The organism is Anabaena subtropica FACHB-260, assembly GCF_014697105.1.
GTDB lineage: Bacteria > Cyanobacteriota > Cyanobacteriia > Cyanobacteriales > Nostocaceae > Trichormus > Trichormus subtropicus.
This window is the reverse complement of record NZ_JACJRF010000020.1, coordinates 35,952-61,403: the sequence shown is the minus strand read 5'-3', so window position 1 is coordinate 61,403 and position 25,452 is coordinate 35,952. Positions and strand designations below refer to the sequence as shown.

Below are 25,452 nucleotides of genomic sequence, written 5' to 3'. Positions count from 1 at the left end.
TTCCTAGACAATCGTTTTTGGTTGAAATTTACGCAGACGTAGAGCGTTAGTGACAACAGACACAGAACTAAAAGCCATTGCTGCACCAGCGATAATGGGGTTGAGTAACCAGCCAAAGATAGGAAAGAGAATACCTGCGGCGATGGGAATACCTGCAACGTTGTAAATAAAGGCGAAGAATAAGTTTTGCCGAATGTTACCCATCGTGGCGCGGCTGAGTTGAATAGCGGTGACAATACCTTGCAAATCACCAGATATTAAGGTAATGTCACTAGCAGCGATCGCTACATCTGTACCAGTGCCAATGGCAATCCCTACATCGGCTTGAGCCAACGCCGGCGCGTCATTAATTCCATCACCCACCATTGCCACAATTTTAGATTTTAGATTGGGGCTTTTGGATTGATTTGCTCCCCTGCTCCCTGCTCCCTTCCCCCCTGCTTCTTTATTTGCTCCCCTACGTCCTGTTTGTAGCAACTTAATTGCTTCCACCTTCTGTTCTGGGCGGACTTCTGCTAAGACGTGCTGAATACCCACCTCACGGGCGATGGTTTCGGCGGTGCGGCGATTGTCGCCTGTGAGCATGACGACTTCTAAACCTAGTTTTTGTAAAGCTTTAACAGCTTGTAGAGAAGTTGGTTTAATGGCATCGGCAATACCCATTAATCCTTGAATTTTTCCATCTACTGCTAACCAAACGACTGTTTTACCCAGGTATTCCCAGCGTTCTTTATCTTGTTCTAGTGCTTTGGTATCAATGCTTAATTCCGTCATCCAGCGTTGTGTACCGATTTGTACAAGATGGTTGTTAACTATACCTTGTACACCACTACCGGGAATTGCGGCAAAATCATTGATGTCTACTAGCTCGACTGCTTGAGATTGAGCATATCTGACAACTGCTTCTGCTAATGGGTGTTCCGAGTTGCGTTCTACAGATGCAGCTAGTTTGAGTAAATTGATTTCATTGCTATTAGCAGTGCCGTTGACGGTGACAAAATCTGTAACTGTGGGTTTACCTTGGGTAATTGTGCCGGTTTTGTCTAAGACAATGGTTTGAATTTTGTGGGCTAATTCTAGGCTTTCGGCTCCTTTAATTAAAATGCCGTTTTCTGCACCTTTACCAGTACCTACCATTACAGATGTCGGTGTAGCTAAACCCAAGGCACAAGGACAAGCAATAATTAAGACTCCTACCGTAGTGATTAATGCCAAAGTGACATTACCCATCACATTAAACCAAATGATAAAGGTAAAAAGAGCGATCGCTATCACCCCAGGCACAAACCAACCTGTAATTTGGTCTGCTAATCTCTGAATAGGGGCTTTTGAGCCTTGAGCTTGCTGTACTAGTTGGACAATCTGCGCCAGTACGGTATCTTTACCTACCCTCGTGGCTCGGAATTGGAAACTCCCAGTTTTGTTGATAGTAGCGCCAATTACTTCATCTCCTGGCTGCTTTTTCACAGGGACACTTTCCCCTGTCACCATCGCCTCATCAATTGTGGATGAGCCGCTAATAATTTCTCCATCCACGGGAATTTTTTCCCCAGGACGCACCAAAATTACATCGCCAATTTGCACTTGTTCCAGGGGTACATCTATCTCTTGTCCATTGCGAATTAAACGCGCCGTTTTCGCTTGCAAACCAATAAGCTTACGGATAGCTTCTGAGGTTTGTCCTTTGGCACGATTTTCAAACAACCGCCCTAGTAAAATTAAGGTAATGACAATTGCCGCAGTTTCATAATACACATCTGCACTCAAACCTTGGCTGATGAAAAACCCCGGAAATATAGTAGCAAATAGGGAATAGAAATATGCGGCACTCGTACCTAAAGCAATCAACGTATCCATTGTGGCGGAATGACGTTTAAAAGCTTTCCAACTATTGATGTAGAAGGAGTAACCACACCAAAATTGTACAGGGGTAGTTAGTAGTAATTGCACCCAATGGTTATGCAACCATGCGGGAATTAGTGGTAAGTGTATCCCTGTCATCATCGGTAGTGAACCGACGAATAGGACTATGCTAATAATGCCACCTACGGTCAACTTTCTTTGCAAATCACGAGACTCTTGCAGACGATACCTTTTTTCGGCATCATCATCACCCTGCATCAAATTTTCTTGCTGGAGTGGATAAGCAGAGTAACCTGCTGCACTGACTGCATTTTGAATTGCTTGTAAATCCGTGGTTTGGGAATCATACCTAATCGTGGCTTGTTCTGCGCCAAAGTTGACACTGCATTCCTTGACACCAGGGACAGCAAGAATGGCATCTTCAATATTTTTGGCACAGGAAGCACAACTCATACCACGCAATTTTAAGGTGGCGTTTTCCATCTGAGTACTCCAATTACCAAGTGGTACTAACAACTGTTTTCATCTTGAATCCTCCAGTTCACTGGAGAGTCAAGAGGTATCGCAGAAATTTTTCCCTGCTCACATCCTGTACCAAAAAAAGCTAAAAAGTCCGTTCATATAGGACTTTTTAGCTGAAACTGACATCTTTCCTACAAGGAGAGAGACTTACTCCCCTTCCCTACAAGGGAAGGGGCTGGAGGTTAGGTCTAATATTTGACTCAACTGCAAACCGCTATAGTTTTGAATTTTGAATTGATATCGGCCCAGCCGTTACAACTATCAAATTCTCAGGCTTAATCAAATCTTGAATTGCTTGCTGCACATCAGCCATAGTCACAGCTTGGATACGTTGGGGAAACTCTTGGAGTTCTCCTACTGATAAGCCATAAACAGCGTTATCTAAAATAATGCTGGAGACATCACTGGGATTAGCTAACTCTACAGGGTAACTATTGGTAATTGAGCGTTTGGCTGTATTGAACTCTGCCTCAGTTACACCTTTACCGCGTAATTGCTTGAGTAAAGCTATTGTACTAGCGATCGCTTGATCTGCATCTGTTGGGGCTGTCTGCATTTGAATCAAGAAGGGGCCAGGATTTACGCCAGCCGCAAACCCACTATAAATACCATAAGTCAAACCCAGGCGATCGCGTATCTCTGTACCTAAGCGGCTAGATAAGGTATCGCCGCCCAATATTTGATTCAGTATTAATGCGGCATAATAACGCGGGTCTTTACGAGAAATACCACTGTAACCAATATATGTCACGGCTTCAGCTTTACCTGGAATTACCTTGTTAATCCTAGTTAAATTTGTCGGCGATGACACATTCGATACCTTTAGCGTTGGCGGTTGATCAATCGCTTGCCATTTGCGAAAAGCTTGAGTGAGTAACTGCTTGACCTTTTCTGGTTCAAAATCTCCCACAAGAGCGATCGTTGTCGTATCTGGTCGATAATATTGACGGTAGAAACGAACAACATCATCACGGGTAATACTTTTTAAACTTGCTTCTGTGGGGAAGCTGTAAAAGGGATGATTTTCTGGGTAAATTGCTTGCTGAAATACCCTTCTTCCCAAGCTTCCAGGGTCATCTAACTGGGCTTTGAGGTTAATCAATGCCCTTTGGCGACTGAGTTCTAACTGTTCTGGGGGAAAGGAAGCATTCTGTAACACATCTGCCAAAGTCTGCACTAATATCGGCAGATTTGCGGATAAGCCTTGACCGCTAATATTCACGCCTTCACGACCAGCAGTAAAATTTAAACTGGCTCCCCGGTCTTCTAAAACTTCTGCCAAAGCCAAAGCATTTTTCGTCCGTGTCCCATTCAATAAATTACTAGCAGTGAGATTTGCCAGTCCAGCTTTTTTATTACCATCAAACTCATTCCCTGCGTTCACTTGTCCACTCAAGTTAACAGTGGGAACACTATGATCAGGTAATAATAGTAGGCGCAAACCATTTGTCAGAGAAAATTGCTGAGGTAAAGATTGTTTACTAGTATCTGTAGTTGATGTAGCCGCAGGCAAATATTTAGCTAATTCTGCGGGGTCTACTGGCTGACCAGGGTCGAATTTTTCTACAGTGCGACCGGAAGCATCAGAAATTGCGGGTTCACTATCTAATTGGGTTGGTTCAAAATAACCGATAGTTTGTTTTGTCGGGTTGAGGTAGGTTTTCGCTACTCGTTGGATATCATTTGGTGTCACCTTGGCGATCGCACTCAAATATTGTTCAATGTAGTGATAATCACCCGCTATTGTTTGGCTATATCCTAATTGACTGGCTTGGCTGGTAATGTCCTGATTCCCCAAAATAAACGAGGCTTGTAATTGTGTTTTCGCCCGATTCAACTCTGCGGTGGAAACCGGTTGCTGTTGTAGTTCCTGTAAAGATGCTTGCAATACTTGGTTAATTTTTACTAACTCTTGTCCTTGAGCCGCAGTTGCACTAATCTCATACCAGCCAGGCTCGATCAGTTCCACTGCACTACCACTAACAGAACTGACAAGCCCAGACTCTACCAAAGCCTGATAAAGTCTAGAACTCCGCCCACCAGTGAGGATAGCATCCATCACATCAATTGTCGGTACATCAGGATGTTTGACATCTGGTAAGGGATACACAGCTTGCAATAATGCTGCACTTCCTGGCTGCTTGAGGACAATTGGCGCTTTTGTAGAAGATGCAGCAACAAGAGTTTTTTTATCGCCTTCCTTCGCCTGTCCTCGCCGTGGTAATTTTCCAAACACTTCTTTGACAGTCTTGAGTGTAGGTATTGTGTCAAAGTCTCCGGTAATAACCAAAGTGGCATTATCTGGACTGTAATAAGTTTGGTAATAGTTCCTTACCTGCTCCAGAGTAAATTGTTCAACATCGGCTTTAGTTCCACCGACAGGTAAACCATAGGCGCGGTTGGGGAAAGCAGCCTGCATCACTGCCCGACTTAACCGATAATTAGGTGAGTTTTCATACCCTTGTAACTCAGAAATTACTACCCGTTTTTCACTAATTAATTCTTCTGCACCAATTAAAGCATTTTCCATGCGGTCTGCTTCTAGGATTAGCAGTGCTTTGAGTTTATCTCTCTGCACTGTGCCAAAATAAGCCGTTTCGTCGTAGCTGGTGAAAGCATTAAATTGACTACCCAAAGCACTAAATAAACGTCCAAACTGTACTGGACGGTCAGTAGTACCCTTGAACATCAAATGCTCAAGCTGGTGAGAAATACCACTTTCTCCCTTCTGCTCATTGCGTGAACCAACTTTATACCAAACCTGTACACTCACCACTGGCGCAGTATGCACTTCCTTAGTGAGGACAGTTAAACCGTTATTTAATCGAGTTTTTTGTACTCCTTGGGTAAAGGATAGACCAGATACAGGTGCAACATCTGGTGTAGGTGTTGCTGCATAAGTAAAATTACCCGCAATAGGCAAAATACTAAACAAAAGGCTGAGGACAAAACCTATCAGCATATATAAACGTAGTTTCATAGACGATGTACACTTTTAAGTTATTAGTGTAACGAGCGATCGCTCTCATCGTCTCTGATTCTTTTGACTTTTGACCGAAGAGGCAGGGGAGCGGGGAGCAGTTCTTGCTAGGAGAAAGATTCTGGAATTCCCCCTGCCATTGGGTCTCATACCCCTCCATACCCCTACGGGGAAGCAAGCTACATGGATGGGGTTTCCCCCTGCTCCCTTCCCCCTGCCCCCTGCCTCTTGTTGACCAAGAGATTAGGTGTCTTTTTCACCCATCTGTCCCTTTACCCATTCCCTGATTACTTGCCGGAAAACCAGTCTTCCTGCCATACGATATCTTTCAATTAATGAGGGAATTTCTTGAATGTTCAGAAGAGGAAACACTAAACTTGTTTCGCTTTCGATATATTCTTCACCTTGCAACTGATAAATCTTGATTTCTCCAGTGTCATAAGACCAAATTTCAGGTACACCTAACCGCCCATAGATGGGAAAGCGATCTAAAGATTTACTGGTGAGATCAATTTCTAAAGCTAAATCAGGTGGTGGGTCTTGATTTAAATCAAACTTGAGCTTACCTCGAACTAAAGCTTCGTTTTGGAAGTAAAAACAATTATCAGATTCTATCCCAGCCTTTTTTAGTTCTCGTCTCCATGTAGTTAAGCCATAACATTCAAAATCTAGCTCTAAAACTTCAGCCGTATCTTTGATGATGTCACCAATTATTTCTTTGTAATATTCGTGTTCTGGTAATGGTGTCACGATTTCTAACGTACCATCATCATAAGCTATCCTGGCTGCCCGACTTTCACCTAAGTCTACCAATAAGTTTTCAAATTGTTGCCAACTGATATTGTATAGAACCACTCGATCAGCGCGATGTTCAGTTAATAGCATAACTCTTCGCTTTCATCAGTGAGCAATTTAGTACTGATGATTGATTAGCTAAAAACTTATCTTAACTTAATCCTATCAATTGTTATCAAAAAATTAGGTCTAAAACCCCGTCGTTCTACGACGGCCTTAAAGTAATAAGTAAATACTCATTACTCATTACTCCTTACTCCTTACTCCTTACTCCTTACTCATTACTCATTACTCATTACTCATTAATAACTACCAACAGCGACACAGTAAAGCGCAGCATGACGCTGTCCATCAATACCCAACATAGCATTTATACCCATGTCATAGAACCCACCTAGACAAAGACTACCAAGTCCCAACTGCACAGCCATCAGACATATATTTTCTGCCTGATGACCAGCTTCCAAAAGCGCAAAGCGGTAGCCACGCGCACCATATTTGCCCATCGATCGCATAAAAACAGATGTGAGGAAAAATAGAACATTGGCATTTACAATATAATCTTGCTGCAATAAAGGTTCTACAAAGTCTGTGGGAACTGCTTCACTGACCCGATGTAGCCCGTGTCCTCGTGGTTCATAATGATATAGTCCGGGCGTTAAATCTGCAACTGCTTGTGTGGAAACAAAAATTTCCATCGGATACAGTCCTCCCGCAGACGGGGAGTTACGACCTTCATAGAATTGACCTTCTACTTGACGTAACCCGTTAACTCCACATCCTGCATCAAGCAACTGAGCCAAGGAAGTAAGTGGCATAACTTTATTCTCAAACGATCGCACAGAATAGCGTCGCCGCAAAAGCTCAGTCAAAGGGTTATCACCTGGTGCTTTCGGCAGTTCTAGAAAAGGAGCCTCCGGCATATACCGCAGTTCAGTAGCCGGAACACGCTTGACATAACTTTTAGGTACTGGAGAGTTTAAATGATATAGAAGAGCTAACTCCAAAGGTTCATTGGCTTGGTACATTGTTGCGATTTCCTCGTTTTAAGCCATAGGATGTGGGCAAGGATTCAAGTCTTTTTCTGTACGTCGTCCCCCATAACCTAACCTTTCTGGCACCTCAAACAACCGCCGAGTACCCAATGGTTCTTGTCCGTAACCAAAATATATGGGAATTAGTTCACTGGCCAAAGTCCGCACTACTCGGAAACCAAGGGATGCAATATCAGGGGTAGTCATTTCCACTAAATATGATTCGCTACCGACTGAACGCAGCTTGGTAATTACTGATTGCAACTTTTCTGTTTCTACTTGAGAAGTGTAAGTTGGTAAATCTTCGGCTTTGAGACATTGGTCATGAGCAAACAAAAAGTCCAACTCACCTAACCGATCTGTGGTGTAGAAGAAAGCACTATGATCATCCAAATATTTAACATCATCGTATTTATGGAGATTAGCACCAGCGCCGCCAGCCATGCGATTGATGTCACCGAAGCGGGATTGACAAACTTCAAATATGGCCTTGCGGAGGGCTGTAGATCCATCCAGATGACATCCTAGACCAGTGGCTACAGCCGGACTTTTCCCTGAACGGTCAATGATCATGGCCATCACAACAGGGACTTGAATATCAGTAGTCAAATCAAAAGCAACTAACTCAATATCAAATCTGGCGTAGTGGCGGGCAAATTCGGTTTCAATTCCTGGTCGGTGATCAAAATAGATGCGGGGAGCAGGTAAGCGATTTAACCACGTAATTATGAAAGCATCGCGCTCAATCAACTCACACAAGCCGCTATAAGCAGCAAACTCTAGAGAAGGGCCACTAGCCATACCATTAGAACTGGCAGGTAAAATAAAATCTCCTGGTTGATCACTTTCCCAGTCTAAATAAACTAAGCAAGCTGGGACTAAAACTTTTTGGTTGCTTGCCAGCGCCAGGGCGGAAATCCATGAAGTCTGGATTGTCGGATCAAAAGCTGGATAAGGAAAATTGGGTTCAGAGTATTGTTTGTCAGAAAAAGAGAAAAAAGCGGGAGGTTGGACGGCGCACTCACCTAAATCTTCGTAGTTACTAACAATCATCTGCCTATAGTCAACAATACTACCGCAGTATCTCTCTACGGCTTCGCCAACAGCACCAATAATTGCTTGCTCATCAGTCATACCCCTGCCTACGCCAGAGCGTAAATCCTCCTGCTGTTGGCGAAGCTGGAAATTTGCTAATTCAGCTTGCCACAAAACTGGAAACTCAAACTCTGTATAAGGCTTGGTGAACCTATTGATGGTGCGGATAATTCCCGTATGGGGGCTAACTAAATCGCGCCAGCGTGGACTAGCGATCGCTGCATTCACTATGTTCTCTCCTGTTTTCGGGAACAATGGGGACAACCTGGTTTTTTTAGCACAACATTGTGAGTCAGCTTTGTGCCGAGCAAGTCTAGATGTAGCATTTTCCCATCAGTGGCGATCGCTAGTCCAAGCAACATTTTCAAAGCATCAAGAGCTAAGTAACTACCAACCAACATTTGGGCGATCGGTAAATTTTCTCGTAGCCGTGGTTGAGAACGCCGTTCTCGGTTAAGCAACTGCTCAATTGCTAATTCTGCCTCTGGAAGTTTGGCACAAGCCATAGATCGCATCCGATAGCAGAGATAGCAAGGGCCGTCCTGAGCAAAGACCAAAGGCCCTACAGTTCCCTCAACACCAGCAGCGCCCCCCGGTAGCAATGGGCGCTGCATCTTTAGGCATAATCTATTCAGGCGGTAGGCTAAATTAACTGATACTGCATCGGTAGCGACAATTACCAAGTCAACATCATCAAGCAAAGGATTGACTGTTTCATCGTTAGTTAAAGGATCTGTGACAATCTCAGTTTGGGTAGATTTGGCGATCGCTTCGATCTGTCGGGCTGCTTCTACACCTCGAAAAGCACCGATTTTATTAGATACTGAGTCTGTCATCATCAGGGAATCAGACGCAAGTATGTAGGCATCATCGCACAGACGGAGAAAACCGATACCCGCAGTAGCTAGATTTGTTGCTGCTACCAACCCTGAACCTCTAAGTCCGAAAACAGCAATCCTAGCGTTAGCTAAATGCTTCTGAGCATCCCTTTGGTCAAAGCCTAACTCATGATAAAGACTGAGCTGAGGGAGTAAATAAGCATGACTATCTAAATCAAGCTGATCCTCCAGAAACTCCTCTACCAAGCGATTGTCAATCAAAAATTCCAAACATTGATTCAGTGAAGAATCTGTCAATTTTTCCCCAATGACAGCCCGGATTTCTCCTATTGTTTGGGAGCCATCTAGTAAAGGGAATACAATCTTTTCCACATCATGCAGTGCTTGACCCTTCACTGTCAATGTTCGCCGCGTCGTATTGAAAATCATAGTTTCTTCGTCATTGCAATCTGACGGGATAACGTGAATGACGACGTGTTCTAGTAGACGCAGCCGCTTATTATCGTTTAATTTCATAAGCATTGTTTGATTGTCCCCAGTTCCACTGAATTAAATGGAAGGTAACAGGTAACACGATTTTGGATTGAAAACCGCTTGGTGAATTTGGGTTTTCTCTGTCCATCTGTCGTCATCATTTTTCCAATTGGTATAACAAGTGGCAGAGAAAATAATTACCTGTTACCCATTACCAGCCACAACTAGATAACTAGCAACTTGGGTTAGTATCCAAATTCCATATCATCAGTTTCTTCTATCTCGTCTGATACGGTTCCACTAGCGCCAAATCTACATCCATGACAAGGTTTACATCCTCCACAAGGTCTACATCCTCCACAAGGTCTACATCCAACACAAGGTCTACATCCCCCGCAACCACCACAAGGTCTACATCCTCCACAGCCACCACAACCACCACAATTAGCAAACCATCTTTGATTGGTTGCAGAATCAAGAAATCCTGGTATTTGTAATTTTTCTAAAGCTGCTATTTCCTCATCAGACAACAGAAGTTGTTCTAGTTTGTCTGCTTTGTCTACCAGACGCATTTCTATTGTTTGTTGAGTCAGTGTTTTTTCTGCAAGCATGATTCCTTACTCCTTTGAATTTACAATTCAATGTCTGTCTGTAAATCTGCATTCGAGTCCGGGAAAAATTTTTTCTGACGTTTTTGAGTCAGGCAATTTTCACGGAAGAATAGGTATTTAAACAAGTGAGTAGGAAGGAATGACCAGAAAACAAGACAACGCTTAATTCTTAACTATCATCCCTTTACAGGTCTAGCTAAACAAAAACAAAAATTCAGGCGCTTATTTAGAGTTTTACTAGCCTACAAAAGGTCAAAATCACTTGTTTATAAGTGACGCAAAATTCCAAATAGGATTTATGTCCCTCAAAATCTTACATTTAAGAAGATTTTTGCTGCTATCACTGTGATCAATGATGTCTTTTATGACCCTTTGGTTCTTACAACAATATCTTCTTCTATGGTTTTTTGTTCTTTCCCAAGAAGTATCTTTTTTACTATTGATAGTAGTTAGATTCTTTCCTGAGTAAGATTATTTTCTTGGTTGATAAAGCTTATGAATATCTGCCATCTTGCATTATTTAAATAAAAAAACCTGAAAGACCAGGTAATCTAAGAGTTAAAAGTGATTTTCCCACAGTAGTGGTCAGCTTGTCTGAAAATGTGATGCTATTCCTTTATGATTACCATTTTAGTAAATTGACTATACTACGATTACACGCCGGAGTTTTTCTAATAAATTCATTTTAGGCTAGATACCTCATAGGTATTTCATGAATCTTTAATTATAGAATTGAACTCCGTCGCCCATCCTGGAATATACTAGGTTGTTTTGATATCTGTGTACATTCTCAGGTGAATAGATGTTAACTATTTTTGATATATTCATCCTCTAGAAGTGGAGATAAAACTTTATCAGGGGTACTAATAATAATAGATAACAGAATCCAACCTGTTTGAAATTAGAGAATTATCTAAATAAAAATTAGGTTTAATTGATGAGCGATTTAAGAGTTTGGATTGAAGACTACTCTAGAGCTTTATTTCGTTCTCTGCCTTTATTATGGACAGCAGCACCGAAGGAAATGGTCTTTCTTGTCGCTGTTACTTTAATACAGGGGTTTCTTCCTGCTATAAGTGTTTGGATTACCAAGCTAGTGGTAGATACTGTAGCCACAGCCTTAACAACTGGTAGAGAATTAGGCTATGCAATTCTTGCCCCTTTGGTAGCAGGATGGGTTGGGGCTTTGCTACTAGAAACGCTTCTGTATCCTTGGATATCCGCACTTCAGGGAAATCTCAATGACAAGTTAACGGCTCACATTAGCTTATTATTAATGCGGAAAGCTGATACTTTTTCAGACCTGAGCCGTTTTGAAGATGCTCAGTTTTATGATGAGTTGCAACTTCTCCAACAACAAGTCAGCTATAAACCGTTGAGCTTACTGGAGAATTTGGTTGAATTAACTCGATCTTTTGTGACTTTCATTGTGATAGTCGGGCTACTAGTTCCTCTAGCTTTTTGGATACCATTGGTGATTGCGATCGCTACTATACCCCAGGTAGTGGTTTCTTCCCAGTATGGAAGAACTATTTGGCTAACTTTATTTGAAAATAGCCCCCAAGCTCGGAGAATGGAATATTACACTTCGGTGATGCTGACTGACACCTATGCCAAAGAAATCAGATTATTTGGGCTAGGTTCGTTTTTTATGGAGCGTTACCTGCAAGCATTTCAGTCTTTACATCAATCTATGCGTCATCTGAGGGGGAAACAAGCATTTTGGTCGTCTAGTTTAGCTATTCTTAGTACTTTAGGCAATGGTTTTTCTTTCTACTGGGTGGTACAAAAGGCTTTTAGAGGAGAATTAAGCCCAGGAAGTGTACTTCTTTTCGTACAGTCATTAACTTACTTCCAAAATAATCTAGAAGGATTTGTAGGTAATTGGCTAGATTTGTTTGAAAATGTTCTCTATATGCAGCAGTTTTTTAACTTTCTCGATAGCCCTATCCCTATGCCACTAAGCATACCTGGGGTAAAAGTCCCAACTCCCATTCGTTCAGGTATTACTTTTGAGAAAGTTGACTTTCACTACCCAGATGGTCGATTAGCCCTCCAGAATATTTCTTTTACCCTGCATCCTGGGCAAACAGTAGCCATAGTAGGGGAAAATGGGGCAGGTAAAACTACTTTAGTGAAGTTGCTGACTAGGTTATACGATCCAACATCAGGAAGTATTTTAGTTGATGGTATAGACCTCAGAAATTTCAATTTAGAGCAGTGGCGGCAGCAAATTGCTGGGGTTTTTCAAGATTTTGGTCACTATGCGCTCACCTTGGGCGAAAATATTGCTTTAGGAAACCTAGCTGCTCTAGAGCATCCAGATATTCTCAGATACGCGATGGAAAAAGCTGATATCGTCAGACTAGTTGATCATTTTCCCACAAGGGAGGATACACCACTAGGTAAGCAGTTTGGCGGTACAGAACTTTCTGGTGGTCAGTGGCAAAAGTTAGCTCTAGCTCGCGCTTTTGTCCGTCAAGAGGCTCAATTACTACTCTTAGATGAGCCTACTGCTGCACTTGACCCCCGTAGTGAATATGATTTCTACCTCCGTTTTATTGCGCTGACCGAGGGCAAAACTACCATCCTCATTACCCACAGATTGGCTTCGGTGCGGATGGCTGACAGAATTTTAGTCCTTAAAGATGGTCATTTAATTGAGGATGGCACTCATCAGGCACTTTTACAAAGTGGTGGCGAATATACGGCGCTATGGAATATGCAGGCGCAACATTACGGTATTTCTGATCTACAATCAAGCTGAAAAAGAAGGCAAATTTTCAGTATAATTAACTAGTTATGATGTTAAATAGAATTTAGTCCAAAATTGCCAATGAGGAATCAAATCTGGTACGTCGCTGTTCTGATAGGTGTGATGTGCATCATTCGATTTTCTCTGAGTGCGATCGCTTATGCTGATCCACAGTGGCTAATGACACAATTGGATATTCCCTTAACTTCCAATATCCAAATGCCCTACATCATCCGCGTTTGGGCTATCAGAGATGTCGTCCTGGCCTTGCTTGTTGCATTTGCCAATAAAAACAGTGTGAAAGTGCTTTTATTGGCTTGTGTGGCGATAGATATGACAGATATCTTATCTGCACACTTGAGTAGTGTAGCCGGTTTGTTTAATGAAACACAAACTTGGTCGCTAAAGCTTACCGCAATTGCCGCACTGATTCCAGAACTGGCAGCACTAGCATTACTGGTTTTTCAGAATAATCAAGAACAGAATAAAATCTAGCAAAAGTTACCTTTCTCAGTAAATATTTACAATTTATTTTTAAAAATTAACATTGATTTCTTAATACATTCTTCATTGACAGCTATATGAAAATAATGATAATCGTTATCACAAGTAAATAATACTTCAGGAAAAAGCACAGTGGCTTTACATAGCATTCAAATAGGGCGAGCATCTGCTTCAGTGGTCGCAAGTTTTTTAGTTGCAACCCCAGTCGTGTTATCTAGCAATATTGCACCAGCACAAGCTCATGGTACTCACAATCATGCGGATGAAACTGAGTATTATATCGGGTTGGATGGTTTAAGGGTTCTTACTGGTGGTATGTATGCGGGATTAGAGAACCCCAACTATAATCGGTTGACATTTTTATTTGCACATCGGGAAGAAGATTTTACTACCAATCACTTTCACGGTATTGGAGTTTATAGCTATTCAGGTCTTCTAGATAGTCCAACAATTAACCCAAGCAATACAAATAACAGAATCCCTGAGACATATACAGGACAATTACCTTTGCAATTACTTCCTGGTAAAGGAGCCTTTTCTGGTCGCTTAGTTAATACTGCAACAGGGGAAGAATATAGCAATATCAAAATAGAATCTATAGCAACCCTCGCAACTGCTACAGATGAAGATGACCAATATTTATTTAATAGCTCTGGCGGTCGTTGGCAATCATCCTTAACAGGTGCAACTATTGGTCTACAGTTGCTGGAAATTAGTAGTGGATTAAATATTGCTGATGAGACGGGTGTAAATATTTTCAATTCCGTTGGTGATATTTATACCATCGGCACTGGTGATGATTTTACTTTTAAGCCTAAATTCTGGACTGATGCAGCAGCAACACTAGGTAAATATTCAGCAACATTCAAACTTGTGGATATCAGTACAAATAGTAGTCGCACTCCCTTACTAGAGTCTGGTACATTTAGTTTTGATTTCCGAGTTGAACAAGTACCTGAACCTTCAACCACTGTTAGTTTAGGACTATTGGGTTTACTGGGTTTTTCTTTATCTCAACTAAAAAAACGGACTGTAAAAAATTTGAAATAATCTTGGAAATAAGCAAGTTTGTAGTAAGGACTTTAGTCCTTAGAAAAATCAGAACTAAAGTCCTTACTACGAACCTCTTTAATCACTCTCGGTAAATAAAAAATCTTCAATAGCGGCAAAAATAGCTGCTGGGTATTCCTCATGCAATCCTAAGGAACCGGGAATGACTGCACTTTGCACTCCGGGTATGGCGGCTACAGCGTTCATTTCTTCCCGTGATTTGGGTGGACTGGATTCTCCAATCACTACCATGAGGGGTACAGATAAGGACTGGACTAGTTGCAGAAAATCAGATTGATTGTGTACAGCGTCAATATTACCAGTGACAAAAGCCGCAGAAGCAAATCTGGCTCCTGGTTGTTGAGTTGTTTGCCACTTTTTCTCGATGAAATTGGGTGTGAGTCTATCCGCGTCGGTGAAAACGTGACGGCGGTACATGAAATTTAAGAAGGAAGGTGTGGTGTTAAGTTTGTAGAGGATTTGTCCTAGTATGGGCGATCGCACTAATCCCCTCACTATACCAGCTACCTGTTGATTTGCTCCCATTGTCGGCAAGGGACCGCGCCAAGTGGGTGCAGTTAAAACGATGCGCGAAAAAGCATTTGGCTGTTTTTGCGCTAGTAGCAACACATAACTAGCCGCATGACCAGCCGCTAACACGGTAATTGGGGTAGAGAAAACAGTTTTTACAAAATCTTCCAGAAATTGTTGATAAATTTCTGGTCGATAATCTAAGCCAGGGCGAGAAGATTCGCCGAATCCTGGCCAATCTACTGCTACTACTTGAAAATGGGGAGCTAGTAATCTAGCCATTTCCCCCATTTCTACACGGGTAGATACACTGCTAAAAGCTGGTAATAATAACAGTGGCGAACCTTGACCAAGGGTTTCATAAACCACACGTAATGGTTGACCTTCCCATTGCCAGATAAATTCATCAACTACTCCACCAAATCCAGTAGGTTCAGAGGTGGACAATAAATTGGTAGACATAATTTTGCATCATCAACCCTATGGTTCTAACTTACATTCCAGCGCCTTTTTTTGCATGGTTTTAAATATGTTGTAAAATCCATTGGCGCGGGAAGGTGTCAAACTGACGTTTAAGCCTGTGGCTTGGATGAAATCTGGAGTCAGTGTGACAATTTCTGTGGGAGTCAGCCCATTTAATCCTTCAATTAACAGCGCGACTAATCCCTTGGTTAATTGGGAATCAGAATCTCCTTGGTACGCAACTTTACCATCATTCAAGTTGGCAGTTACGTAAACTTGGGAAACACAACCAGGAACCTTATTTTCTGGCACTTTATCGGTTTCGGGAAACTCTGGCAACTTTTGTGCATACCAGATTAATTGTTCATAGCGTCGCTTGGGTTCGGTAGCACGTTGAAAGCGTTGGACAATTTTAGCTAGTGCTGGTGGTAAAGAATCTAAAGTTGAAGACATAAAATCATCTGCAAATAATCGATCTCACTTTGAGTTTAGATTATCTACTGTACTTCGGTAAGTGATGTATGTATGTTTTTGGCTGATCATCAAACTGTCAGACAAGATTTATACTAATTTTATGTGAGGCTGCACTTAATTTACTCTCAGGCTAATAGCAAAAGTCAGTTAAAACTGACTCAAATAATGTTCCATTTTAACTATTAGCTAAAAAATTTATTTCTGGGTGAGCTAAAAATCTAATGCAAGATATAAACTTATCAAAAATAAAATAGGCTTGGCAAAACACCAAGCCCATACATACCAAGAGTTTACCATACATTGCTAATTTAGTTGTTGTAGTACTTCAATTCATCTATCTATAGAGAGTGTACAAATATTTTGCAGCATTTCTCTATTTGGTGCAGTATAAATTCATAGATCAAAAAAATCCCCCAGAATCTCTGAAGGATAGGAAAAAAGAAGCGTTTTTTCGATGCTAAAACTATGCAGGGTTAGGTTGGGTGCCGTTTCGCAATAACTGGATAATTGCGGCTTTTTCTAAAATTCCTACTAGCACACCGTTGTCATGAATTACGGGTAGGGTAGACAATTTTTGTTGTTCAAGTAGTTGGACTACTTCTAACAATGGCTGATTTGATTTGATGGTTACGGACTGAATCGGGCGCATGACTTGTTGAATTTGGGTTTCAGCCCACAATGTAGTAGGAATGGTTCGCAAGTCATCAAGAGCGATCGCACCTACTAATTGTCCTTCATTATTGGTGACTAAAAACCGTCGCCAGTTTTGTCCCTGAACGATTTGTTCATCAGCAAATTCTCTCAAGCTGAGATGGTCGCAAACAACGGGGCTATCAGTGGTTACAGCATCTGCGGCTGTTAAGCCTGTCAATTTTTCTTGTACTCTAGCAAATTGGGCTGAATTACCTGCATTTTGCAGTAAGAAGAAGCCGATTAATAAATTCCAGACGTTGGCGAAGCTACCAAAGTATAGTATGGGGAAGATACCAGAGGCGATCGCTATCCAACCAAAGATTTGTCCAACTCGACTAGCAAAGGTGACGCCTTTGTAGGGATTACCTGTTAATTTCCAAACGATCGCTTTGAGAATGTTTCCGCCATCCAAGGGTAAGCCAGGAATCAGGTTAAACAATGCTAATGCTAGGTTGACTGAGGCTAGAACTCCTAGAATTGCAGCCAACGGCCCTGTGATGGAGGTAGTCACACCGATGATTGTGACGATACCACACAATAATAAACTGACTAGAGGCCCAGCGATCGCTACCCAAAAGGCTCCGGCTGGTGTTTTTGATTCTTGTTCTAAACTAGCCAAACCACCAAATATAAATAGTGTGATGGAGTTGACGTTAATTCCTTGACGGATGGCGACAAAGCTATGTCCTAATTCATGGGCGACGACAGAAGCAAACAATAACAACGCTGTCGTCAATCCCAGTATCAAAGCCAATCCCCCGGATAATTGGGGAAATTGCGCTGAGAGTCCACCGCCATAACTCCAGGTGACTAAGCCCAGAACTAAAAACCAGGACGGATGGATATAAAAAGGAATACCGAAGAGATTACCAACGCGAATTGTGCCATTCATGTCGTTTACCTAGAATTGCAAAGTGCGAGTGTTTTGTGTTTGTCTTCACTCGCTGTTCTCAGTGTAACGAAGTGTTAAGCAATTTTAATCTTTCTCATGGTAGTGGTGTCCGTCTGTTTAGGTGTGGTTTTTCGGGTATTTTTGTTTTCAGGGGCTAAATTTGCAATAATCCCTCTGGATTCACCGAGAGGAGCGATCGCCTCTGCAAACCTTCCCGGTGTAAAATCTCATTGGCTGCTAATAAACCGCTACTCACGGCGCGTTCCATTAAACCGCAGGGGAAGGGCATTTTCACCCAATCACCAGCAAAAAATAAATTAGAAATATTACTATTGGTTTCTGGACGTTCTCCATAACTATTGGGTGGATAACCAGAAAAGTTATGTTGATTCACCAATTCCCGATGCAGTAACTTTGCTTGTTGCAACTCAGGAACTATCTGATAAAGTTCATTTTCAAAGGTTGTTAACAACGCTTCCTGTGTGGGAAATTCTTTTTCTTTGTAACAGTAAGCGTGCAACTCTATCACACTACCACCAGTTTTTTGTGACCAATCAATGAATTGTTGTTGAATGCGATGATATAGGGTGATGCTGTCGGTTAATTGGTATCCGGATAGAGAAGTAAAATTACTTTGTTCCCACTCAAAATCTTGATCAAACCAAAAACGACACACAGCAAAAGGATCAGCGATACTTAATTTTTCCACTTGCGATCGCACTCTTGGTTCTACATCACCACTAATCTGCTTAAATAATTGCTGTACCCCAGGGACATCGGTAGCAAAGACATAATAATCTGCGGTAATTGTTTCCGGTAAAGGTGCATCATTACTTGTGGCTAATAGTTGCAATTCATCATGCTGTTTCTGGACAACTTGCAACTTTTGTAAATCTCGTTTAGCTGGGCCTTTGATAACTCTACCATCAGCCGCAAATTCTGCCCCATGACAAGGACAACGAAACTTTCCATCGGCGGATTTTTTGACAGTACAACCTTGGTGAGTGCAAGTTAGAGAAATTGCTGATTCACTACCAGATTCTAAAGCAAATACTTCATCAGCCGCACCAAAATATTCTGTTTTCTCTTCAGTAATAATTGAGTTTCGTTTTACCCAAAAAGGTACATTAGTTTGATTACTACCAACATAATATTTCAATTCTTGGATTTTACCATCCTGATATTTAATTTCGCTGACTGTAGCATCGGTGATAACTTTACCGTCATTATTTTGAATATTCTTGGCGATGGGTTGGACTAAACTTGTCCCCATATCGTCTTTCGTACCATTAAAAGCTAGTCCCTCTGGATTACCAAAAAAGTAAAAATGGAAGAATTGCATTAATTCTCCCACACTCATAGTATCTGGTGCATTCAAACTAGACTTAGCAAATGGCAGAAAATACAAGTCGTATAAACCTTGAGGAAATTCTGTTTTCACCCAATCAGCAACCGATATATTATCAAAGCGTTGATAGTTCTTATCTCGCTGAAAACCTGTGATTGCTTGGAATACTTGTAAGTGTTTAAATTTAGTTAAATTAATCCCCCATTGGAGGCGGTTAGGAGAAGCGATCGCTAAGTCTACAATATTCCAAGGAAATGCTGAATGACTAGGACGGAATACTTCTGGTTTGTATTTATCACCTCGATAAACAACCGAATAAAAATTTAACGATTGAAAATTATCTTTGATTCCCAGTTCTGCAACTATACTTTTCAAATTATAATACTGGGGAAAAAATCCATGAAAGCCATGTTCCATCATGAAGGTTTCACCCACGGCTTCAATTTGCCAACTAGCAATTTTACCGCCTAGTTGGGGTGATTTTTCTACAAGTGTAACGGCAAACCCCCGTTGACTCAATTCATACGCACAGGCTAAACCTGCCAAACCACCCCCAATCACGATGACACTTTTTGCTTGATTCAGTACCCGTGGTAAATTTAAGGTATCTTTTTGGAACACCGTTGGCTTTGGTTTTGTAAACCGAGAGTATCCTGTTACTCCTGCAACTGCACCAACACCAAACACCTTCAGCAGTGTGCGACGGGAGAAATTAGTAGATTCTGGCAAATTGGGTAATAAAGTCATTGGTGATAAAATTAACTCTTCACAATGAAATACTGGCGTAAAATTATGGCTATGAGTCAGTAAATTTCGGGATGGTTTCCCTGATTTTTGTTAACCCTAAACGGAATTATTTTTGCAGACTCAAGAAAATTGTCAATGGTTTGGCGCTAAATGTGTAACAAATTACCTGATCATCTAATTTCTATGTTAAGTACATTCTTGAGAGTCCGTGTATTAAATTAAGAAACTAAGACTACGGCCTACTCTCCATTTTCTAGGCACTTTCCCATACTCTGCAAGTCAATGTTATTTGTATGAATTAGTAAAATTTACATTAATGCAAAATTGGGTACAATCAACCAAAATTGGCAAAATCTTCTGCTCAATAGTCATTTTAAGTACTATTACTTACGGGGTAACGAAGCTTATAGCCACTACCGCACAAGCACAATCAGCGCCAGGCCCTATGTTTACACCCAATGTCAATCTTAAGGTGCAGCGCACTAGTGGGACTTGTCCGCAAACAGTTGGGTTATGGTGGATTGGGCTACCTTATGAAGGTGGTGCAGAACACACAGTAGTAGCAGATACTAGGGCTTTTGCAGACACAACGCAGTTAACTGCATCTAATAATCAGCGTTTTGTAGAATTTGTCTCACCTTTACGCAGTAATTATGCTTCTTGTGTTGGTCAAGTACGCGGACAGGAATATGCTTTCTATAATGTAGAGTTTAAGAATAAAAAAGCATACTTTCGTGTAGATTTACGCAGGATTAATGCACCAGCACGGCTAATTACTTATAAAACTGTAGCACGTTCTCGTCCGTATGTGCGGTGGGCGATCGCTGACTAGAATCTGACACAAAGAAGCCCACCTCTAAACAAACCTACACCTGTCAGGGGGAAGGGGTGGGGTAATATGGCGAAGGATAAAGGCTTTCAGTTAGTAGGGTGCGTCAGTGCAAGAAAACCTAGCTGTACCAAAAAATTATTCATACTGACGCACCCTACATTTTAGATATTTTATTTTCTGAAAGTCTTCTTAACTGCATCTAATCATCAGCGTTTTTTAGAATTAGTTACGAATAATTAACAATATTTGCTCTTAAATATTTCTTTCTATTTCATCACCAATTACTGTAGAGTTTTTCTGCATAGAACATAATCTCTTCATAAGGTAATCTAATCTTTGGCTTTTGTCTGGGATATAAGTTTTCAACCGTCTCTGTATCTTGTTCTATGATTTTTCCTGCTGCTTGTAAAAATGAATTTTTAAACAATAACTTCATTACAGGATTAATATCCTTAGCATAAAATAGCACAAATGTCTTAGTTCTATTTTCTGTTTCTGGGTAAAGAATGTGAACTTGAGCAACATTGCCAATAGGAGATTTAGCAAAAAGGGCAGTAGTTGAAGGAAAAGCATATTCCAAAGTGTTATTCATAACTTTGGGAATAATTCCTAATGCAGGATTTTTGATGATTTCTCCTAATGTATTATCTGCTCTCAAAATCTCTTGGGCTACTTTGGCGTAGTAGCCATTTTCCTCAAAAGAGCTAACCTTACAAGATGTGATTCTAAATAGGTCTTTATGAGTACCATTTTGATGGTTATAGTCATAGTTGACCATCAAAGTAGTTAAAAAATCTCCTTGGATGCTTTTTTCTCCCGCTACACCGATAAACTCATATTCATTATTTATACTTTGATGTAAATCAGGAATAGGTAATCTTGCTTCAAATCCTGCATAAGTCCAAATACAGTCATTACTAATAATTAGTTCCAATGACTTGGTAATTGGTTGAGTGTCTTTTTCTTCTGTGCGATGGAGTCTACCTTTTCCATCAAACTCTAACGCATGAAAAGGACAAGTAATAGTACCTCTTTCTTGACAAACCCAACCATTTGATAAAGGTGCTTGCAGATGAGGACAAATATTATCAATCGCAAAAACTTCACCTTTTGAATTCTGCCAAATTACATAATCTTGTCCATTCAAGGTAATTTTATTCGGTTTATTAACTCCTAGCATTGATTTATGAGCAATCAACCAAGGCGCACCAGGTAAAATTGGCTGCATTTCACTTTCTCCTAAATATTTGGCAATGTCTAGAAAACTGGTTTATGTATGTTGGATTTAGCTATTACTCACAAGAATAATTGCCAAGTGTTGAGATGCTGGGGATGAATAAACTATGGATGGTAGTTAAAGCAAAAAAATACCTTGTAGCTAAAAAAAATTACTTTAGCTACTCTATGATTTAGTTAATTAATTAAATTTTTAGTTAACACAATCTTAATTTAAACAATCTCATCTTTGATGTCAACTATTAACCAGTTTTTTAGTTAAGATATTGTCGTTAGCATGATGGAGAATCGTGGGACGTTCAACGCAATCAAAATTATCATCAAGAAAACCGCGCCAAGTACGGGATGCTGAGGCGACGAAAAAGCAGATTCTCGATGCAGCAGAAGCAGAGTTTGCCAGAAATGGACTCAGTGGGGCGCGGACAGAAGCGATCGCCAAAGGTGCAGGTGTCACCACAGCGATGATTTACTACTACTTCGAGAGTAAGGAAGGACTATATCAAGCCGTTCTCAAACGCCCAGCCGTAGAAATGCACGAAGGCTTTAAACAGTTAAATCTGGATCAGTTATCCCCAGAAGAAGCCTTGAAAATAGTAATTAAAGAAGCGATCGCCTACGAAGCAGCCCACCCACAACGGGGAATGCTATGGTTTCAAGAAGCCAACCAAAACCAAGGAAAATATTTTCAGTTGGGGAACTGGCAAGAAAATTTCGCCTATTTAATTAAAATTTTAGAACGAGGGATAGCTGAGGGTTGTTTTCGGGAGTTAGATCCATTTATTGTCACCCTCCAGATTGCCGGTGTTTGTAATTTCTACTTCAATGCCTACGAAAACCTCAAGCACATTAAACCAGATGTAGAACTACTAAGCCCAGAGATGATTAAAAATCATACACAAGAAGCGGTTAATTTAATCTTGGCTGGTGTATTGCGGAATTGACACTCCCCTATCACCCTTTACTAGACTTCATCTTCGGGTAAGCAATCCGCTTATGATTAAACTGCTGCCAAACTTCTACAAATATTTCAGCAATTTCAGTCATTTCTTCCCGCGTTAATCCTGAATCAATGAGTTGATTGTCTTGCCATCTGGCGCGGAAAATATTATTTAATACAGTTAACGCCTGTTCAGTATTCACATCCTTGAGCGATCGCAGTGCAGCTTCACAAGCATCAGCTAGCATCACGATTCCAGTTTCCCGCGATTGAGGAATCGGGCCGTCGTAGCGAAAATCCGATTCCTGCACGACAATTGTAGGATCAGCTTGTGCCATTTCTTCTGCCTGATGATGAAAATAGGCAATCAACATTGTCCCTTGATGTTCAGGGATAAAAGCTTGAATCGCTGTCGGTAGAAGATGTCTCCGCGCCATTACCAAGCCTTCGCTGACGTGCTTTTTGATAATTTCTGCACTCTTCCAAGGGTCTTTAATTTCGGTTTCGTGTTTATTTGGCCCCCCCATTTGGTTTTCAATAAAACCTAAGGGGTCGTGCATTTTTCCAATATCGTGATATAAAGTCCCAGCCCTGACTAATTCCACATTACAGCCCAGCTTTTTCGCCGCAGCTTCCGCCAGAGTAGCTACAAACAGTGTATGTTGAAAGGTTCCTGGTGTTTCTGTCGCTAGTCGTTTTAATAAAGGTCGATTGGGATTTGCCAATTCTGCTAATCGAATTGGGGTAACTAAATCAAATAGCTTTTCTAAATAAGGACTTAAGCCCAAAGCTACAATACTCCAAGCCAGCCCAGATAAAGTGAATAACCCTGCTTCTTGGAGTATAAGATACCAGGATGAACCAAAAGCAGCACCAATCAAAACTTTAATCAGCAGGTAAACGCCACCCTGAGTCCCAGCGATCGCCACACCCAAAAGTGCTAGTTCTTCACGCGATCGCAGTCGATGGGCGATGTAACTACCTAAAATTCCGCCAGCCGCACCAGCCAACAGTCCAACGGCGCTGATTTCCATGCTTATGGGTAAGATGAACACGAGTAATCCGATAACTGTTGCACTCAACGCCCGCCCATAGAAGCTACCCAACAGTAAGCCTACAGCACCCCAAGTAGTGTAAGATACACCCATTGCCAACAACCCAGGTGTACTGAGGGTAAGCAACAAAACTAACAGGCGATCGCGTTGGCGTAATGGGGATTTACACCGTTTCTCTACGAAAGCAAATAGACAAATTCCTCCTGTCACCATAGTTGCTAACTTCAGCAAAGCTAGCCAGTTGTTTTCGCGGCTAATCAGTTGATAATGCTCTAGTACCTCAAAATCCCATTCGGTAATATTTCTACCCTTACCCACAATTATCGTGCCTTGTTTTACCTCAATTAAGATAGGCTCAACAACAGATGCTGCCTTTTGAGCATATTTTCTGGTTTGTTCCTCATCTTTCTTCAGATTCGGTTGCAGCACTGACAATAACAGTTTAGTTGCCAAAGATTCGGCATTTTTGGGGACAAAAGCTTGCACTTGTAGACTTACTGCATTTTGCAAAACGCTTTGTGGCAAACCTATAGGAATACCTTGGGCTAAAATCCTTTCAGCACCTTGGCGAATTCCCTTTTGTGTTTGTATCCATTCATCGTCTGACAATTCTAGGAGAACGGTTTCATGGTAAATTGTCTGTGTCGTGATCGTGTCTATACTGAAGAGTTGGACACTAGCTTGGGCGTAAGCTTGCCTAGCTTGAGTAATTTGAGTGATCAGTGAAGACAAATTTCGCTCAGTCGTTGTGAAACGATAAGTAGCTAGTTCTGCTAATGCCTGAATAAACTCAGTTTTTGTAGAGACTTCAACGCCTTGTGACTCCACAGAGGACAAACTTTTGTTTGGGAGATGAGAATCCATAGAGATAGCCCAGACTTGGCTTTCCTGACTTGGGTAAACTCTGGGCGAGGGAAATACCGAAGAGATTTCTGTTCTAGTATTGAGTAACTTCTGTGCAATCTTCTGTTTTCGTAAGCGTTGGTCTCCGACCGACAGTCCTTGGTCATCTCTACCTTCCCTGCGGGGAAGCAAGCTGCGCGAAGCGTCCCGCAGGGTTACGCGGAGTGTATCGGCGACAGAGACTGTACTAAGCCCTGGCTTGTCCCAGTGCAACCCCAACTTTTTTTGACCCGTATTTTCTAAAGCAACCAGCATCATTTGCCATTCTGCGTCAGGACAAGAGCGCAGATAATGCTGGCTAGATAAAGACAAAACCGAAGTATCATAAAAAGGAAAAGAACCTGCGGATATGCGGATTTCGTTCCCTTGATCCAGAATTTTTTGTAAATTTTGGTCGATTTGTGCCGTAATTTTGGCATCGACCATTAACACTTGAGTTGATCCTCTACTAGCTGCTTTGCGTTGATTTTCAGTTTGTTTTTTATCCTCGATACTAGCAGTATAAGGCGCTCTAATTGTCTGTGGTGCAACAGTTCCTATTTTCAGCTTTGGCTGATTGTATAACTTATTACCCATTACCCCGGTAAGTGATACAACCGCGATCGCCCAAACAACGGAGGAACGCTTTTCATGCACCCAACCCAGACTTATTGCATCTATCCAACTCTTATTTTTGAACGATTTTGCCATTTTTGCTAGGTCTCTCAGGCTAAAAAGCTGACGCAACCAGCTTTTTTCCAAGTTTACAAATTTTTTAAAAGGGTGAGAACTGGGGAAAAAGGTAGAGTTTTAGAGTTTTTAAGTAAGTTTTCTTCTCTGC

The 25,452-nt window shown here is 41.4% G+C and carries 18 protein-coding genes; 5 read left to right on the top strand and 13 right to left on the bottom strand.

Annotated elements, in window-relative coordinates:
• Window positions 1-3: 3 nt before the first annotated feature.
• From H6G18_RS13340 to H6G18_RS13310, 7 genes are all read right to left on the bottom strand, one after another.
• The gene (locus tag H6G18_RS13340) at window positions 4-2,346 is read right to left on the bottom strand and encodes a heavy metal translocating P-type ATPase (RefSeq protein WP_190407583.1); all 2,343 of its coding nucleotides are present in this window, start codon (window positions 2,344-2,346) and stop codon (window positions 4-6) included.
• 253 nt (window positions 2,347-2,599) lie between these two features.
• Entirely contained in the window at window positions 2,600-5,365 is a 2,766-nt protein-coding gene (locus H6G18_RS13335) for a M16 family metallopeptidase (protein WP_190407582.1), read from the bottom strand.
• 243 nt (window positions 5,366-5,608) lie between these two features.
• Window positions 5,609-6,250 (bottom strand): Uma2 family endonuclease, encoded by a 642-nt coding sequence (locus tag H6G18_RS13330; RefSeq protein ID WP_190407581.1) that lies wholly within the window; start codon window positions 6,248-6,250, stop codon window positions 5,609-5,611.
• A 212-nt stretch (window positions 6,251-6,462) separates the two neighbouring features.
• The gene (locus H6G18_RS13325) at window positions 6,463-7,188 is read right to left on the bottom strand and encodes a SagB/ThcOx family dehydrogenase (RefSeq protein WP_190407580.1); all 726 of its coding nucleotides are present in this window, start codon (window positions 7,186-7,188) and stop codon (window positions 6,463-6,465) included.
• 18 nt (window positions 7,189-7,206) lie between these two features.
• Entirely contained in the window at window positions 7,207-8,553 is a 1,347-nt protein-coding gene (locus H6G18_RS13320; protein ID WP_242040301.1) for a YcaO-like family protein, read from the bottom strand.
• Window positions 8,517-9,650, bottom strand: a complete 1,134-nt coding sequence (locus H6G18_RS13315; protein WP_242040299.1) for a TOMM precursor leader peptide-binding protein — start codon at window positions 9,648-9,650, stop codon at window positions 8,517-8,519. The genes H6G18_RS13320 and H6G18_RS13315 overlap by 37 nt, the downstream gene beginning before the upstream one ends.
• 197 nt (window positions 9,651-9,847) lie before the next feature.
• Window positions 9,848-10,213, bottom strand: a complete 366-nt coding sequence (locus H6G18_RS13310) for a hypothetical protein (RefSeq protein ID WP_190407578.1) — start codon at window positions 10,211-10,213, stop codon at window positions 9,848-9,850.
• A 937-nt stretch (window positions 10,214-11,150) separates the two neighbouring features.
• Between H6G18_RS13310 and H6G18_RS13305 the strand changes: the two genes are divergently transcribed.
• From H6G18_RS13305 to H6G18_RS13295, 3 genes are all read left to right on the top strand, one after another.
• Window positions 11,151-12,980 (top strand): ABC transporter ATP-binding protein, encoded by a 1,830-nt coding sequence (locus tag H6G18_RS13305; RefSeq protein ID WP_190407577.1) that lies wholly within the window; start codon window positions 11,151-11,153, stop codon window positions 12,978-12,980.
• A gap of 69 nt (window positions 12,981-13,049) precedes the next feature.
• A complete protein-coding gene (locus H6G18_RS13300; protein ID WP_190407576.1) occupies window positions 13,050-13,463 on the top strand; it encodes a hypothetical protein in 414 nt (137 codons plus the stop codon).
• Window positions 13,464-13,604: 141 nt separating this feature from the next.
• Window positions 13,605-14,522 carry an all3515 family Zur-repressed PEP-CTERM protein gene (locus H6G18_RS13295; RefSeq protein WP_190407575.1) on the top strand — a complete coding sequence of 306 codons (918 nt, stop codon included), beginning with the start codon at window positions 13,605-13,607 and terminating at the stop codon, window positions 14,520-14,522.
• A gap of 78 nt (window positions 14,523-14,600) precedes the next feature.
• Here H6G18_RS13295 and H6G18_RS13290 read toward each other — a convergent pair whose 3' ends face one another.
• From H6G18_RS13290 to H6G18_RS13275, 4 genes are all read right to left on the bottom strand, one after another.
• On the bottom strand, window positions 14,601-15,515 hold the full coding sequence (locus H6G18_RS13290; protein ID WP_190407574.1) for an alpha/beta fold hydrolase: 915 nt from the start codon (window positions 15,513-15,515) through the stop codon (window positions 14,601-14,603).
• Window positions 15,516-15,533: 18 nt separating this feature from the next.
• Window positions 15,534-15,968 (bottom strand): SufE family protein, encoded by a 435-nt coding sequence (locus H6G18_RS13285; RefSeq protein WP_190407573.1) that lies wholly within the window; start codon window positions 15,966-15,968, stop codon window positions 15,534-15,536.
• A gap of 484 nt (window positions 15,969-16,452) precedes the next feature.
• Complete coding sequence (locus H6G18_RS13280; protein WP_190407572.1) at window positions 16,453-17,574, bottom strand: site-2 protease family protein; 1,122 nt, start codon at window positions 17,572-17,574, stop codon at window positions 16,453-16,455.
• Window positions 17,575-17,728: 154 nt separating this feature from the next.
• Window positions 17,729-19,669: an FAD-dependent oxidoreductase gene (locus H6G18_RS13275; protein ID WP_190407571.1), complete on the bottom strand. Its 1,941-nt coding sequence runs from the start codon at window positions 19,667-19,669 to the stop codon at window positions 17,729-17,731.
• A 316-nt stretch (window positions 19,670-19,985) separates the two neighbouring features.
• On the opposite strand from H6G18_RS13275, the gene H6G18_RS13270 reads away from it, so the two are divergent.
• Window positions 19,986-20,501, top strand: a complete 516-nt coding sequence (locus H6G18_RS13270) for a hypothetical protein (RefSeq protein ID WP_190407570.1) — start codon at window positions 19,986-19,988, stop codon at window positions 20,499-20,501.
• A gap of 274 nt (window positions 20,502-20,775) precedes the next feature.
• Here H6G18_RS13270 and H6G18_RS13265 read toward each other — a convergent pair whose 3' ends face one another.
• A complete protein-coding gene (locus H6G18_RS13265; RefSeq protein WP_190407569.1) occupies window positions 20,776-21,729 on the bottom strand; it encodes a Rieske 2Fe-2S domain-containing protein in 954 nt (317 codons plus the stop codon).
• Between the two features lie 298 nt (window positions 21,730-22,027).
• Here H6G18_RS13265 and H6G18_RS13260 point away from each other — a divergent pair, with 298 nt between their 5' ends.
• Complete coding sequence (locus H6G18_RS13260; protein ID WP_190407568.1) at window positions 22,028-22,678, top strand: TetR family transcriptional regulator; 651 nt, start codon at window positions 22,028-22,030, stop codon at window positions 22,676-22,678.
• Window positions 22,679-22,688: 10 nt separating this feature from the next.
• On the opposite strand, the gene H6G18_RS13255 is transcribed toward H6G18_RS13260, so the two are convergent.
• Complete coding sequence (locus H6G18_RS13255; RefSeq protein WP_190407567.1) at window positions 22,689-25,322, bottom strand: HD family phosphohydrolase; 2,634 nt, start codon at window positions 25,320-25,322, stop codon at window positions 22,689-22,691.
• Window positions 25,323-25,452 lie beyond the last annotated feature (130 nt).